This window comes from Gottfriedia sp. NPDC058432 (assembly GCF_042721555.1).
GTDB lineage: Bacteria > Bacillota > Bacilli > Bacillales > Bacillaceae_G > Gottfriedia.
The window spans coordinates 13,962-28,543 of record NZ_JBHXLC010000010.1 but is presented as its reverse complement, the minus strand read 5'-3'; the positions used below and the strand labels follow the sequence as shown (position 1 = coordinate 28,543).

Annotated in this window: 16 protein-coding genes and 1 riboswitch; of the genes, 14 read left to right on the top strand and 2 right to left on the bottom strand. The window is 30.8% G+C overall.

The features are described from left to right. Nucleotides 1-46 precede the first annotated feature (46 nt). Nucleotides 47-183: riboswitch (FMN riboswitch) on the top strand. A gap of 217 nt (nucleotides 184-400) precedes the next feature. After that, entirely contained in the window at nucleotides 401-970 is a 570-nt protein-coding gene (locus ACFWM3_RS11895) for an ECF transporter S component (RefSeq protein ID WP_056466771.1), read from the top strand. 113 nt (nucleotides 971-1,083) lie between these two features. On the opposite strand, the gene ACFWM3_RS11890 is transcribed toward ACFWM3_RS11895, so the two are convergent. Further along, entirely contained in the window at nucleotides 1,084-1,626 is a 543-nt protein-coding gene (locus ACFWM3_RS11890; protein WP_390311467.1) for a YpiB family protein, read from the bottom strand. 237 nt (nucleotides 1,627-1,863) lie between these two features. Then, entirely contained in the window at nucleotides 1,864-2,112 is a 249-nt protein-coding gene (locus tag ACFWM3_RS11885) for a ferredoxin (RefSeq protein WP_056466764.1), read from the bottom strand. 320 nt (nucleotides 2,113-2,432) lie between these two features. On the opposite strand from ACFWM3_RS11885, the gene ACFWM3_RS11880 reads away from it, so the two are divergent. The 13 genes from ACFWM3_RS11880 to cmk all read left to right on the top strand — a co-directional run bounded on the left by ACFWM3_RS11880 (nucleotide 2,433) and on the right by cmk (nucleotide 14,504). Next, nucleotides 2,433-3,506, top strand: coding sequence for a YpbB family protein (locus ACFWM3_RS11880; RefSeq protein WP_390311465.1), 1,074 nt, complete (start codon nucleotides 2,433-2,435; stop codon nucleotides 3,504-3,506). Next, on the top strand, nucleotides 3,493-5,010 hold the full coding sequence (locus tag ACFWM3_RS11875) for a RecQ family ATP-dependent DNA helicase (RefSeq protein WP_390311464.1): 1,518 nt from the start codon (nucleotides 3,493-3,495) through the stop codon (nucleotides 5,008-5,010). Before ACFWM3_RS11880 ends, ACFWM3_RS11875 begins: the two co-directional genes overlap by 14 nt. 9 nt (nucleotides 5,011-5,019) lie before the next feature. Next, nucleotides 5,020-5,604 (top strand): CPBP family intramembrane glutamic endopeptidase, encoded by a 585-nt coding sequence (locus ACFWM3_RS11870; protein WP_056466755.1) that lies wholly within the window; start codon nucleotides 5,020-5,022, stop codon nucleotides 5,602-5,604. After that, nucleotides 5,601-6,218, top strand: a complete 618-nt coding sequence (locus ACFWM3_RS11865) for a LysM peptidoglycan-binding domain-containing protein (protein ID WP_056466751.1) — start codon at nucleotides 5,601-5,603, stop codon at nucleotides 6,216-6,218. Before ACFWM3_RS11870 ends, ACFWM3_RS11865 begins: the two co-directional genes overlap by 4 nt. 113 nt (nucleotides 6,219-6,331) lie before the next feature. Next, nucleotides 6,332-6,964, top strand: a complete 633-nt coding sequence (locus tag ACFWM3_RS11860; RefSeq protein ID WP_056466747.1) for a CBS domain-containing protein — start codon at nucleotides 6,332-6,334, stop codon at nucleotides 6,962-6,964. 388 nt (nucleotides 6,965-7,352) lie between these two features. Continuing rightward, nucleotides 7,353-8,003: a hypothetical protein gene (locus tag ACFWM3_RS11855; protein WP_390311463.1), complete on the top strand. Its 651-nt coding sequence runs from the start codon at nucleotides 7,353-7,355 to the stop codon at nucleotides 8,001-8,003. Between the two features lie 33 nt (nucleotides 8,004-8,036). Then, a complete protein-coding gene (locus ACFWM3_RS11850) occupies nucleotides 8,037-8,945 on the top strand; it encodes a MerR family transcriptional regulator (protein WP_390311462.1) in 909 nt (302 codons plus the stop codon). 76 nt (nucleotides 8,946-9,021) lie between these two features. Then, nucleotides 9,022-9,630, top strand: coding sequence for a genetic competence negative regulator (locus tag ACFWM3_RS11845; RefSeq protein WP_335415320.1), 609 nt, complete (start codon nucleotides 9,022-9,024; stop codon nucleotides 9,628-9,630). A 236-nt stretch (nucleotides 9,631-9,866) separates the two neighbouring features. Further along, the gene (locus ACFWM3_RS11840; protein WP_056466735.1) at nucleotides 9,867-11,147 is read left to right on the top strand and encodes a Glu/Leu/Phe/Val family dehydrogenase; all 1,281 of its coding nucleotides are present in this window, start codon (nucleotides 9,867-9,869) and stop codon (nucleotides 11,145-11,147) included. A 141-nt stretch (nucleotides 11,148-11,288) separates the two neighbouring features. Beyond that, nucleotides 11,289-12,260, top strand: a complete 972-nt coding sequence (locus ACFWM3_RS11835; RefSeq protein WP_056466732.1) for a YpdA family putative bacillithiol disulfide reductase — start codon at nucleotides 11,289-11,291, stop codon at nucleotides 12,258-12,260. A gap of 123 nt (nucleotides 12,261-12,383) precedes the next feature. Next, the gene (locus ACFWM3_RS11830; RefSeq protein WP_390311461.1) at nucleotides 12,384-13,352 is read left to right on the top strand and encodes an asparaginase; all 969 of its coding nucleotides are present in this window, start codon (nucleotides 12,384-12,386) and stop codon (nucleotides 13,350-13,352) included. 148 nt (nucleotides 13,353-13,500) lie between these two features. Further along, complete coding sequence (locus tag ACFWM3_RS11825) at nucleotides 13,501-13,686, top strand: DUF5359 family protein (RefSeq protein WP_069031855.1); 186 nt, start codon at nucleotides 13,501-13,503, stop codon at nucleotides 13,684-13,686. A gap of 137 nt (nucleotides 13,687-13,823) precedes the next feature. Continuing rightward, nucleotides 13,824-14,504: a (d)CMP kinase gene (cmk, locus tag ACFWM3_RS11820; protein ID WP_056466725.1), complete on the top strand. Its 681-nt coding sequence runs from the start codon at nucleotides 13,824-13,826 to the stop codon at nucleotides 14,502-14,504. The last annotated feature ends 78 nt before the right edge of the window (nucleotides 14,505-14,582 follow it).

The window sequence follows — 14,582 nt, the reverse complement described above, 5'->3', positions numbered from 1 at the left end:
CAAACTGTATTTAATTTAGTAACATTAAACTGTAAATTAATAAACGATCTATCTTCGGGGCGGGGCGAAATTCCCCACCGGCGGTAATTAAGCATTGCTTATAAGCCCGCGAGCCTGATTTTTTGGGCAGGATCTAGTGCGATTCTAGAGCCGACAGTATAGTCTGGATGGGAGAAGATGGAGGTTCGCAAGTTCAAAAAATTTCACTTTTTGAACGCTTATTTGGCGTACTGAAAATTCTCCCCTATTTCAAAAAATAGGGGATTTTATTTTATTTGCATAATTTTATACTATTTTTCATTTATTAATTCGGACTTATGATAATATGTGCAAATAATAACGCTACTTAAGCGAACCTTTCATTTTTCTTGATATGATCGGGAAAAAGGAGAGAGGTATTATGCAACAACGCAACAAAGTAAATAAAATGGTAGTAGTAGCTATGCTTAGCAGTATTTCTTATGTACTGATGATGCTGTACTTTCCACTACCTGCATTTCCAGTATGGCTTACAGTTGATTTTAGTGACGTTCCTGCGTTAATAGGAGCAATTGTTTTTGGTCCTGTAGCAGGAGTAGGAATAGAGTTAATAAAAAACATCCTTCATTATGTTATTAATGGTAGCATGACTGGCGTACCAATTGGAGAATTTGCTAATTTCAGTGCAGGAGTATTATATATTTTACCTGCGTCGTATTTCTTTAGAAAATATCGTTCAGTAAAAGGTTTAACTCTTGGATTAATCGTTGGTACAGTAGTGATGACTGGAATATTAAGTCTTTTAAATTATTTTGTGTTATTACCTGCATATGCACATTTCATGAATTTTAACCTGCCAAATGAAGTAATTGTTGCATCAATTATGCCATTTAATGCAATTAAAGGTCTATTAATCATGATCCTATTCTTAGTAATCTACCCTAAATTAAAGGTTTGGTTAACTCAAAGAATGAATGTCCATAACGTATAAATAAATGAAAGTGTCTACTAAATTTTGGTAGACACTTTTTTGTTTTTTTGAAAGGTGAAAAAACTGCACCGTAAAAAAGAGAACCATCTATCGAATGATAGATGGTTTATTTGTTAGTTTATCAGCTGAGAAGATAACAAAAGAAATTGTTGTTCATTCTTCTCATCTAGTGCTTTGTCAATTTGACGAAGAAGAAGTGCGTGTGAAGTTTGAGCGATAAGCGATGAAAGAAACGCATCAATTTCTGCTTGCACTTCTTCGTTTGGTTCAATAGAAGTCGTCGAAAACGGATTTGAATCTAAAATCAAAACGTACTCGATCGGCATCGCATCAAATAACAACTCAAGATAAAACGCTGTTTCCTTTCCGTGTAATCGAAGTTTATGGTAAATCGATTCCAGTGACATTTCGACCTTCTTATTAAATTCGTAATACGAAACCTGAAGGTACGAGTAGTTAGAGTAGTTATCATTTCGAAAATTAATTACAATGCCATTTGGTGTACTCTTTGCATCATCTACAAACGAGATGTTTGTTAGTACTTCATCAACAGCAAGGAGATATTGTAGAATCAATTCGATGTCTTTTTTTACCTGATTTTTCTCTAAGAACTTGTTTAAAAATGTTTTTTTCTCAGTAATTGTCATCTGTTCCATGCTGTTCATCCTCTCTTGATGTTTTGTTTATTATAACGAATTATTAGATTATTCTAAATATGTAAAATAAGGAAATAATTAAGAAAGGGGTTTTGATTATTAATTGTATAGGCCCGGCAATGAGTGATTTAGAAATTACAGGAAGGACGGAACAGTAGAATTAGCAATTCGGCTAGCTCGTGTTTTTTTATTAAAAAAAATAAAAAAAGCGACGAAATAACTTCGTCGCAGTTTTTACTATTCGAATTTTAAAGCGTCGCCATCAAATGATTCGTCAGCAACTTTGATTGAGTCTGTTGGGCATCCTTCGAATGCATCCATCATGTCATCAACTAAAACGTCTGGAATTTCAACGATTCCTTGGTTATCATCTAGAGTAACGTATGCGATCCCTTCATCATCATAGTCATAGATATCAGGTGCAGCTGCGCCACAAGCGCCACATGCGATACAAGTGTCTTTATCAACGATTGTATATTTTGCCATTGTATTGACCTCCCAAATTATTCCCTGTTTATGTTACAGATACTATTTTTGTAATGTACCTGTAAACATTTTAAAACGGTTTCCAAAACTTTTCAATATAATTGTACAAGGTTTTGAAAAAAACGAGAAATGATGAAATCTCAAATAAAATAAATAATGATTTTTATATGCTTAAAATGGTTTGGTTATTGATACATATGATAAGCTAGAAGAAATAAAAACTATTTAGAAAAAATGCACAAATATTTTTGTACTACTAATTATTATTCGAAAAAATATTCAAATATATTAATGGAATAATTTTATTTGAGAGGTTTATGATGTCTAATCTATCAATATTGGAAGAAATCTTCCTTTTTTTACTTCATCGATATAATGCTGAACGAACGATTCAAGGTATAATGTATTTATTAAAAGGTAAACAAAGTGCTCAAATTATTCAAGATTCTCATTTTTATCATGTCACATCATTTTTCGGGCTTTTTCATTTCCTCACTCATCAGAATATGCAAGAAATTATAAATGGGTTAGAGGTTAAAGGGTATATAAGTCAAACGGAAAATAAAAATATCTATTTGTTAAATAAAAATGGTCAAGCTTATCTAGAAAATCAAAAATTACAGTTTATGGAGTTTAAATATATAAATGGTCTAAGGTTTTCTAGTATTCAAAAGATATTTTGGAAAAGATTTTCATTGTTCTTTCAAACAGTTTCAAATCTGAATATGAATTTAAAATATTTTAGGGCAGTAATTCAAGACCAAGATATACAAGAATGGGTAAAAAATGAAATTCTTAATTTTACAGGGAATAAAAACGAATTAGTTAATCAATTTTATAATGAATTACATACAATTTTAGAAAATGTAAGTGATGAAGACGCATTACTATTTGTGAAACGATTGTCTGGAGCAAATGCTTATGGCATGACTTTAGAACAGATTGCATCTGAACACAAAGTGAGTGTTGAGAAAATTTATCTCAAATCGATTAATACTTTGCATCATATGATCACCATTTTAGTTGAGCCTAAAAATAATTATCCTTTTTTAAGTAAATTTGTTAATGGAGATAAAAGTACTAATATTACGAATACTTCGATTGAAACGAAGAAATTATTTGCTGAGGGTAGAACAATTCAAGAAATAGCTGCGATTCGTAATTTAAAGATTAGTACAATAGAGGATCATATTGTTGAGTGTGTATTAGGTGATAAATTATTTCCAATTAATCAATTTATTACGACAAAACAATTTACATTAATAAAAAATAAAATTATTGAGCTAAATACAAGGAAATTAAAAATTATTAAAGAAGCTTTATTAAATGAGGTAACATATTTTCAAATTCGTATTACTCTTGCAAGAATGGGTGATTTACATGGACCTAAATAAAATTCTATACGAAAAGTTCGGTTATTCAAGTTTTCGAAATAACCAAAAAGAAATTATTAATGACTTGTTAAACTCGAAAGATGTTTTAGCGATGCTTCCTACTGGTGGGGGGAAGTCATTATTATATCAATTAACAGGGCTACTATTGCCTGGCGTTGTAGTAATCGTTTCACCATTACTTTCACTTATGGAGGACCAGGTAGAACAAATTAAAGCATTTGGAGATAAACGAGTCATTGCACTAAATAGCTTTAGAAGTTTTGAGCAAAAAAAATATTTGTTTAAAAATATAAGCAGCTATAAGTTTATATTTGTTTCGCCTGAAATGTTACAAAATCAATTTTTAATTCAAAAACTTTCTGCTTCTAAGGTCTCGTTATTTGTTGTTGATGAAGCACATTGTATATCACAGTGGGGGCATGATTTTAGGCCAGAATATAAAACTTTAGGAGAAATTAAGCAGAAATTAAATAATCCGACGGTTTTAGCTTTAACCGCTACAGCTAGCAAAAATGTGCGGGAAGAAATAATTGAAACTTTACAGTTAAAACATGTTCAAAAATATATCAATTCAGTTAATAGAGAGAATATATCAATTCAAGTTGAAAAAGTAGATTCAGAAGTAGAAAAGCTCAAGTCATTAACTGACCATCTTTCAAAATTAACAGGTCCAGGCATTGTCTATTGTGGTACAAGACCTACTTGTGAGAAAATTTCACATACCATAAGAGAAAAGTTAAATTGCAAAGTTGCTTATTATCATGGTGGAATGGAGCATGAGCAAAGAATTTTAATTCAACAACAATTTATTCAAAATCAAATAGATATCATCGTTTGTACAAGTGCTTTTGGTATGGGAATTAATAAACCGAATGTAAGGTTCGTGATTCATTATCAGTATCCGTCAAACATTGAGAATTATCTTCAAGAAATTGGACGTGCCGGCCGAGATGGTGAGCCCAGTATAGCAATACTAATCATGTGTGAAGAAGATCATGAGTTACCATTAAGGTTAATTGATGACGAAATCCTTTCTGTAAATCAAGTTGAGTCTTTTCTAGCTTATTTAAAAAGATTAGAAGAAAATCCGATAAAATTGACTGAAACCCTTGTGTCTAATTGGAAATCAGTTTTTCAATTTAGTGAAATACAATGGACGACGCTTCATTCTGAAATGGTCAAATTTAATATAATTGAAAATGAACACTTGTATTTAGAAAAAATAAATTATGGCTTATTAGAATCGATTAAAGAATTAATTTCCGAGAGAAAAAAAGTAAAATATTTAAAACTCAAAGCGATGATTGATTTTCTATCTTCAACAACTTGTTATCGCGAAAAATATCTTTTACTTTTTGATGAAATATTAGTACAGAAACCAATAAATTGCTGTAACATTTGTGGTATATCGTTTGAAGAGTATTGTTCAAATGATCATGAGAAATATATAAATACAAACGTAATTTCATGGGAACAAGAATTAAGAAATAAATTGGGGCTGTGAGGAATCTATATGGAAAGCGAATTAAACCGACAAGAAATTTCTGCTAACTATTTGAAGAAAAGCGTATACGGTACGCAGTTAATCATTTTAGTAATCGCAATTTTATGTATTGCTTTTTTCGTTGGTACAGAAAAATTTATAGATGATTTACATTTATTTAAAAGTTATAAAACATATTTATATGGATTCGGTGCTGGATTTTCACTCGTCTTATTTAATATTTTATTAAATTATACGATTCCAGAGCGTTTGTTGGATGATGGCGGTTTTAATAAAAGATTCTTTACGTCACTTTCAGTTCCTGAAATGACATTACTTTGTATTTTGATCGCATTATCAGAAGAATTACTTTTTAGAGGATTTATTCAAGCTAAATTTGGACTAATTATTGCATCAGTTGTTTTCGCTTTAGTTCATTTTCGCTATGTGAAAAAACCGATTTTACTTACGATTGTATTAATTGAAAGTTTTTTCTTAGGTTACTTGTATTTGAAAACAAATAATATAGTAATTGTATTTATCGCACATTTTATCTTAGATTATGTTTTAGGAATGTATATGAAATTAAGTTTGGAAAGTGAAGACAAAGAATGAAAAATGAGCTTCAGAATAATAGTATTGCTGACTTAAGTCGAAAGAAAAAAAATAAGAAATCAAAAAATAAGAAAATAAATGATCAGAATAAAGCAGTTGATCTGTTAAATTTACCACCAAGAAGTGAAACAATGAAAATAAAAGAGGATCTACAAAGACCCTGGTGGAAAATAAAATATCCTTTAATCACTGCTTTAGTCATACTTTTTATCATGCTACCATTTGGAGTGGTTAAGTTTGTACATAGTAAATACGATAAAATTTTTACTGAAAAAGGAAGTTTAATCATACCTTCAAATAAATTTGAAAAAGTTGAATTAGCTACTACCGATCATGTTAAAAAACAAAAAAAGAATGAAACACAGAAAAAAGCTCCAATCAAAAAAGAAATAAAAAATGTAGTAAAACCTCCAACAGATTCAAGTGAAACTGTTGGAGTGGAAGAAATTAATCACGAAGTCAAAAAAGGAGAAACATTATTTACTATTTCAATGAAATATTACGGTAATCGTGATGGCGAAGAAATTATTCAAGATGCAAATCATTTAAATGGGATTGAAGTGACGCCTGGCCAGATCTTAAAAATCCCATTAAATGTCGATGTGGATAAATAATGTTAAGAGATACATAAAAGGCAATGAAATTGAAATTCAAAATCTAGACAAATTCGCTTTGATTTGATGCTTCCGATCTATGTTATAAATAGAGGGAAGGGAAGTGTTATAGTATGTTAGCAAAGCATAGAATGCTTCAAAACCATCAAGTAATTACGATCCAATCTAATAAAACTGTAGAGTTTGCAATTAATCTCTTATTGGAAAAGCAAATAGATAGCGTACCTGTATTAACGGGAAATAAATATGTTGGAATGATTTCACAAGCAGAGATTTTTAGAAGATGCTTTTTTAGTGAATTACGAAAAGAAGAATATACAAAGAATCTAAAAATAGGTGAAATCGCAACACATCAAACAATCTGTGTTAAATCAGAAGAGCCATTTGAAGATACTATGAACTCGTTAAAAAAATACCCATCAATTGCAGTAGTTGATGATGAGAGAAATTTTGTTGGACTAGTTATAAGATATGACGTAATTGAGATTTTTCAAGAAGTACTTGGAAAGGATTGTCGGGGAATAAGAATTTCAATGACAAGTATGGAGAAGGAAGGGCAATTAGCAAGATTACTTGATTATCTTCACAATTTCAAGATTAATATTATTTCGCTAGTAACTTTTGATTCAAAAGATCAGTTATTAAGAAGAATTGTCTTAAAAATAGATGATAATAAAAATATCGATAAAATTTTACGTAAATTTGAAGAGATTGGTCTAAGAATAGTATCTGTTACAAATGAATAAGAAAATTCTACAGTTAAACACAAATAATATTATTTTAGTTTCGCAGTTTTCTTGGAACAAAAAATTGATTAATTATAGTTTTTTGCATAGACGACAATAGACAATTAAACCATTTTTTACTCAAATTAAAAACTTATGCCCATTTTGTAATAATGGATATAAGTTTTTTGTTGTTTAAAATTTTTCAATTTCTACTAGTTTTTGTATAATAAATAAAAGCACTTTGAACTATAACAAAAAGAAATAGATAAAGTTGATTTTTTTAAAAAGAAGTAAAATCAGGAAATAAGCCGATATTTACTTTGTTGATGGGTTAAGTTACAAGGGGGAAATTAAAATAAAATTATTATTATCGATCGGATTCGTATTAATAGTAGCAATTATTCTATTGCTAAATAGAAAAAGTAAACTAGAAATTATTAATAAAAAAATTAAAATAAATCATTTAGATGATTCATTACAGTCAATTCAGTTTATATGGATTCCAAATATAGGTGATATTCCTTTTAAATTGAGTGAGATTGAAAAAATTTGCAATCATAATACATTAATCCTTTTAAGCGGTTACTCAAAAAAGAAATCAAAGAAATATAATGATGAAAACATCCACTATTTATCATCTTTGGCTCCAGTATATTTTTTGTGGAATGATTTTGATTATAGTGGCAACTATAGAGATCTAAATGCATTATTACTAGATTGTAAAGTTACAATTTTAGAAAATAAAAGTGCTTCATTTGAGACTGAAAATGGGACAAAGTTTTCGATTGTTGGTTTAGATGATGTGAAAACAAAAAGAGATGATTTAAACTTTGCACTTGAAGAGCGATATGAAGACGATCTTAGTATTTTAGCAAGCTATACTGAAGTCAAGGATAGTAAAAGTAGTAATTTTGAAAGTATTCAAGTTTATCTGTTTGAAAGAAGTCAAATAAATGTAAATCGAAATCAGAAAACGGTATATTTGGAGCTACATAACAATAAAGGAATTCGAAAACAAAACACAATAACTGTTTTAAATTTTGAAGTTATGAAATAAGTGTTTCTTGTTTACATGCAGGAGGAAAGAAAATTGGCCCAAATAGGAATGTACAATATTAAAGCAATTTCTAACATTGTTGGGATATTACCAGGCACATTAAGAGCTTGGGAAAGAAGATATAATATCATAAGTCCTGTACGAAATGATGCTGGCCATCGACTATATACAGAAGAACATGTTTATATTTTAAAATGGCTCGTTCAAAAAGTTAATGAAGGATTTACAATTGGACAAGCAATTAATTTATACGAAGCAAAAGGGCATAAATCGTCTAATGACAGTTCTCTTACTGAAAATTTACAATCAGATGCTCTAGTAAATCGAATTGTTTCTTCATTATTATCTTTTGAAGAAAGTGAAGCCCACAATTATGTGAATGACGCATTTAGTCTTTTTTCTGTAGATAAAGTATTATTTAAAATTATTTCTAAGGTTTTCATATTAATAGGTGATAAATGTCGTAATGGTGAAATTACAAGTGCCCATGAACATTTTGCAACATCTTTTCTGAGAACGAGATTAGGGATGATTTATCAAAATTTACCTAACAATAAACATTTGCCAAAGTTAATCGCGGTTTGTGGACCTGCAGAAAAGCACGAACTAGGTTTATTAATATTTACGATCTACTTAAGAAGAATCGGTTTTCAAGTTATTTATTTAGGCGCATCAATCGATTCAAATGATGTTGAACAAGTAATTAATGAAGTGAACCCAGCTGGATTTATCATGACTTGTACTTTAAGGGAAAATTTAAAGAAAACAATTGATCTAGCCATCATAATCAAAAAAATTAAACCTGATATCATTATTGGAATTGGTGGACATGCAGTTTCAACTTGTGAGAGCCCAATTATGGATTCCATACAGGAATTTTATATAGGTAATCAACAATCGAACTGGGATGAATGGTTAAAGCAGAATTTTAATTATAAATGAATTTTGACTTTAGAATCACCAAAATTATATAAAAACATAAACTGTACTATGGTAAATGCAGCAAGGAGGCTAGTTCATGAGGTTGGAACGGTTGAACTACAATAAAATAAAAGTTTTTCTTACATCTGATGATTTATCTGAACGTGGTCTGACAAAAGAAGACTTATGGTACAATGCACCAAAAGTTCAACAGCTTTTTCAAGATATGATGCATGAAGCTAGCGTAGAACTAGGTTTCGAAGTAGATGGAAAAGTATCCGTTGAAGTTTTCTCTCTTCAAGCTCAAGGTATGGTTGTTATTGTAACAAAATCCGATGATATTGAAGAAGAGGAAGATGAATTTCAAGACGATTTTATCTCGATGGAAGTAATCCTAGATGAAAGTGAACATATATTGTACGAGTTTTCTACTTTAGATGATCTAATCCTACTTTCTGAAAAATTAGTTTCATGTGAAGCTTTAGGTGGGAGATTATTCTCTTTTGAAAATACGTTTTACTTAAAGTTCGAAGAGAATGAAATAGGAAGACTAGATCGTGAAACATTTTATGCGATATTAGCTGAATATGGTAATCCTTCCACAAGAACAATTTACCGTATTATTGAATATGGTAAAGAACTTATCTCGGAAAATGCTATTGAACAACTGCATTTTTATTTCGTTAAAAATAAAGCCTCTCAGTAATTTATTACGAGAGGTTTTACTTTTGTAAATTTTTATTAATATATTGTATTTCTTCACATTCTTTTCTTTTCAAATTTTGGAAATAGGAGTATAATGACCTTAGAAAACGCTTACATTAAACGAATATTATATTTTGTTTTCTATGTGTTTATAACTTTCAAAATGGGATGGAAAGTTGTATACTAATTTCAGAATGAATGAATCTTTTCATAGTTCAAATTTCTAGGGGGTTTACAATGGTTGCCGAGAAATCTACAGAGAAAAATAGCAACACTGAAGAACAATTAGATGTACTAGCGCCTACACAAGTAGTTATTAAAGAAGCGTTAGAAAAATTAGGATATTCAAATGAAATGTATGAACTTTTAAAAGAACCAGTTCGTATGATGACTGTAAAAATTCCGGTTCGCATGGATGATGGACAAGTGAAAATTTTCACTGGTTACAGAGCTCAACATAATGATGCAGTAGGACCAACTAAAGGTGGTATCCGTTTCCATCCAAATGTAACAGAAAATGAAGTAAAAGCCCTTTCAATCTGGATGAGCTTAAAATGTGGAATTGTAGATTTACCATATGGTGGAGGTAAAGGTGGAATCGTTTGTGATCCACGTGATATGTCATTCCGTGAGTTAGAAAGACTTAGTCGCGGTTATGTTCGTGCAATTAGCCAAATCGTAGGACCAACTAAAGATATTCCAGCTCCAGACGTATTTACAAACTCACAAATTATGGCTTGGATGATGGATGAATATTCTAGAATAGATGAATTTAACTCACCTGGTTTTATTACTGGTAAACCATTAGTACTAGGTGGATCTCACGGCCGTGAAACAGCTACTGCTAAAGGTGTAACGATTGTAATTCGTGAAGCAGCAAAACGTAGAGGTATTGAATTAGAAGGTGCACGAGTTGTTATCCAAGGATTTGGTAATGCAGGTAGCTTCTTAGCGAAATTCATGCATGATGCTGGCGCAAAAGTTATTGGTATTTCTGATGCTTATGGTGCACTTCATGATCCAAACGGCTTAGACATTGATTATTTATTAGATCGTAGAGATAGCTTTGGTACAATTACTAAACTATTTAATAATACAATTTCAAATAAAGAATTATTAGAATTAGATTGTGATATCTTAGTTCCAGCAGCGATTGAAAATCAAATTACAAAAGATAATGCTCATAATATTAAAGCAAATATTGTAGTTGAAGCTGCAAACGGACCAACAACTCTTGAAGCTACTAAGATTTTAACAGAGCGCGGAATTTTATTAGTTCCAGACGTATTAGCTAGTGCTGGTGGCGTAACTGTTTCTTACTTTGAATGGGTACAGAATAACCAAGGTTACTACTGGACTGAAGAAGAAGTAGAAGATCGATTAGAAAAAGTTATGGTACGTTCATTTAATAATATTTATGAAACAAGTGTAAATAGAAAAGTAAATATGCGATTAGCTGCTTACATGGTTGGTGCGCGTAAAATGGCTGAAGCTAGCCGATTTAGAGGTTGGGTATAAGATTATATTTGAAGTTAAAAACAAGGTGGAAAATATCCATCTTGTTTTTTTTGATTAGCTATTATTAGACAAATTGAATATTTTCCGTAAAATAGAAATAGTAAATAAATCTAAGACTCTAGTTTATTGGAGATGTTTCAAATGGAAAAAGTTGAAGTTCTGATCATTGGCGGAGGACCTTGTGGTATTGCAGCTTACTTAGCATTAAAAAATAAGGGGATATCTGCATTAATAATTGAAAAAGGAAATATTGTCCATACCCTCAGTCGATTTCCAACGCATCAAACATTTTTTAGTACAAGTGAAAAATTAGAAGTGGGAAATATTCCATTTATTATTGAAGGTAGAAAACCAAAAAAACACCAAGCTCTAGCATATTACCGTGATGTTGTTAAACGAAATAACATTAAAATTAATGCATATGAAGAGGTAAAAACAGTTAGTAAGAAAAATGATTTTATCATCGAATCCGTTACAATAAACGGTGAAGAAAAACGTTATGAAGCAAAAGCGGTTATTGTAGCAACTGGATATTATGACCAACCTAACTATTTATCAACGCCTGGTGAACAGCTTAGTAAAGTTTCGCACTACTTTTTTGAAGGTCATAAACATTTTAATCAGAAGGTTGTTATTATTGGTGGTAAAAACTCAAGTGTTGATGCAGCACTAGAATTAGAAAAATGTGGAGCGGATGTAACTGTACTTTATAGAGGTAGCTCTTATTCACCAAGTATTAAACCATGGGTTCTACCTGAATTCGAGGCACTTGCCCGTTCTGAAACAATTAAAATGGAATTTAACGCAAATCTAATTGAAATCAAAGAATCATCAGTAGTATACGAAAAAGAAGGGCAAATAATTGAGATTGAGAATGACTTTGTCTATGCCATGACAGGTTACCACCCTGATCATACATTAATTAAAAGTATGGGCGTAAAAGTTGATGATACAACAGGAAGACCTTTATTTAATCCAGAAACGATGGAAACAAATATTGAAGGTATTTATATTGCAGGGGTAATTGCTGCAGGAAACAATGCAAACGAAATTTTTATAGAAAATGGTCGTTTTCACGGTGACTTAATAGTTTCCCACTTAGCTAGTAAATAAAAATTTTAATTAAACTAAAAACGTAGCGATGCTACGTTTTTTTTATTAAAGAATTTCAAGCCGTTTTATGTTTACTTAAAGAATTTTAAAATGTTATAATTTCATGTGAAATGAGGTGCTGAAATGAAAAAAGTAGTATTAATAACAACGGGTGGAACGATTGCTAGTAAACCAAATGCAGAATCAGGTAAGTTAGATTCTGGAGCATTGTCAGGACAAGAAATTGCAGATATGCTCAATTTACCAAAAGACATAAATGTTATTGTTGATTCTTTTTTCCAAGTTCCAAGTATGCACATAGGCTTCGAACATTGGATGTTGTTAAAGAATAAGATTGAAGAACACTATCAAGATGAAACAATCGATGGGGTTGTCGTTACCCATGGAACTGATACGTTAGAAGAAACGGCTTATTTTTTAGATTTAACAATTGACGATGATCGTCCAGTTGTTATTACTGGCTCTCAAAGATCACCAGGTGAATTAGGTACCGATGCTTTTATCAATTTAAGACATGCTATTTATACTGCATCTGACGAATCTGCTCGAAACGTCGGTACAGTTGTTGTCTTTAATGAACGTATTTTTACTGCAAAATATGTTAAAAAAGAACATGCATCTAATATTCAAGGGTTTAACGTATTTGGATTCGGATACTTAGGTATTATCGATAACGATAAAGTACATATCTATCAAAAACCGGTATTAAAGGATAAATACAAAATTACAAGTGAATTACCTCAAGTTGATATCATTAAATGTTATATTGAGGCAAAAGGATATTTAATTAAAGCAGCTGTTGAAAATGGTGCTAAAGGAATTGTCCTTGAAGGCGTTGGAAGAGGACAGGTTTCTCCACATATGACTGAAGAAATTGAAAAAGCTGTTAAAGATGGTATTAAAGTAATCATCACAACTAGTTCTGAAGAAGGCGAAGTATATCCGACTTATGATTATTATGGAAGTGCCTATGATTTAGTTAATAAAGGTGTTATTTTAGGTAAAGATTATGATAGTAAAAAGGCAAGAATTAAATTAACTGTTATGTTAGCATCCGAAGTGAATGACATTCTTGAAGGATTCTCTAAATAATTTTTACTTGTCTATACATTTCACAAAAACGTGCTTAGCACGTTTTTTTAATTTGTTAAGAGATTGATGAATTAAAAATTAAATTCAAAATTGTGTATAAAATTATTTGAATCTAATCATACTGGTAATAAAAAAGGTATGATCTTAAATGAAAAGAATCGAGCGAATATTATTTAAATTAATTATTATTCAGTTATTTTGTTTAGTCATCAGTCAATACGTCTTATCATTCCCTAGTCTTTCTGTCTATTTAACCAAAATAGAATTGTATGAAGGTGTTACGCAAAAAGCTAAGGACGTCACGAGAGAAGTATATAATCATATTGGTAAATAGGTGAATTCGTCGGAATCATATGGTAATATAAAATAAAGCAGGCTAGCCTGCTTTATTTTTATTTGTTTTAATTTTTTAGGACATGATAAGATTAAAGGTTGCTATTGAAGTAGCACTTTTTTTATGTAGGAGGACTTATGAGTAAAAAAATTAGTATAGCGATAGATGGACCAGCAGCTGCCGGTAAAAGTACAGTTGCAAAGATTGTTGCAAAAAAATTAGGATATGTATACATAGATACAGGTGCCATGTACCGTGCTCTAACCTTTAAAGCAATCCAAAACAATATTGATGTCAATAACGAGATGGATTTAAGTAATTTACTTTCAAATATTACGATCAAGTTAATCCCGGAAGAAGGGACTCAAAAGGTTTTCATCGATGATGTAGATGTTTCAGAGCCAATAAGAACACCAGAAGTAACTAGAAACGTATCATTTGTTGCAAAACATAGTTTAGTTCGTGAAAAAATGGTCGATTTACAACGCCAATATGCCGTAAATGGTGGGGTTGTAATGGATGGAAGAGATATTGGGACTCATGTATTAGTCGGTGCAGAAGTTAAGATCTTTATGATTGCTTCTGTAGATGAACGTGCTCAAAGAAGACATATCGAAAATGTCAAAAATGGTTTTGAAAGTGATTTAGAGCAATTGAAAATAGAAATAGCGACAAGAGACAGAATTGACTCAGAAAGAGAAGTTTCACCATTGAAAAAAGCTGATGATGCAATCTCATTAGATACTACTTCAAAAAACATTGATGATGTCGTAAATGACATATTAACGATAGTCGAAGGGAAAATAAAAAATATTTAGAAGAATTAGTCATCAGATTTCTTGACTTTTCTGCTTATTTATTAGAAGGTAAAAGAGGATAATACATAATTGGCCTAT

Coding starts and splice junctions, on each gene's coding strand:
- ACFWM3_RS11895 (WP_056466771.1), top strand. CDS start 401: ATGCAACAACGCAACAAAGTAAATAAAATGGTAGTAGTAGCTATGCTT.
- ACFWM3_RS11890 (WP_390311467.1), bottom strand. CDS start 1,626: ATGGAACAGATGACAATTACTGAGAAAAAAACATTTTTAAACAAGTTC.
- ACFWM3_RS11885 (WP_056466764.1), bottom strand. CDS start 2,112: ATGGCAAAATATACAATCGTTGATAAAGACACTTGTATCGCATGTGGC.
- ACFWM3_RS11880 (WP_390311465.1), top strand. CDS start 2,433: ATGTCTAATCTATCAATATTGGAAGAAATCTTCCTTTTTTTACTTCAT.
- ACFWM3_RS11875 (WP_390311464.1), top strand. CDS start 3,493: ATGGACCTAAATAAAATTCTATACGAAAAGTTCGGTTATTCAAGTTTT.
- ACFWM3_RS11870 (WP_056466755.1), top strand. CDS start 5,020: ATGGAAAGCGAATTAAACCGACAAGAAATTTCTGCTAACTATTTGAAG.
- ACFWM3_RS11865 (WP_056466751.1), top strand. CDS start 5,601: ATGAAAAATGAGCTTCAGAATAATAGTATTGCTGACTTAAGTCGAAAG.
- ACFWM3_RS11860 (WP_056466747.1), top strand. CDS start 6,332: ATGTTAGCAAAGCATAGAATGCTTCAAAACCATCAAGTAATTACGATC.
- ACFWM3_RS11845 (WP_335415320.1), top strand. CDS start 9,022: ATGAGGTTGGAACGGTTGAACTACAATAAAATAAAAGTTTTTCTTACA.
- ACFWM3_RS11840 (WP_056466735.1), top strand. CDS start 9,867: ATGGTTGCCGAGAAATCTACAGAGAAAAATAGCAACACTGAAGAACAA.
- ACFWM3_RS11835 (WP_056466732.1), top strand. CDS start 11,289: ATGGAAAAAGTTGAAGTTCTGATCATTGGCGGAGGACCTTGTGGTATT.
- ACFWM3_RS11830 (WP_390311461.1), top strand. CDS start 12,384: ATGAAAAAAGTAGTATTAATAACAACGGGTGGAACGATTGCTAGTAAA.
- ACFWM3_RS11825 (WP_069031855.1), top strand. CDS start 13,501: ATGAAAAGAATCGAGCGAATATTATTTAAATTAATTATTATTCAGTTA.
- cmk (WP_056466725.1), top strand. CDS start 13,824: ATGAGTAAAAAAATTAGTATAGCGATAGATGGACCAGCAGCTGCCGGT.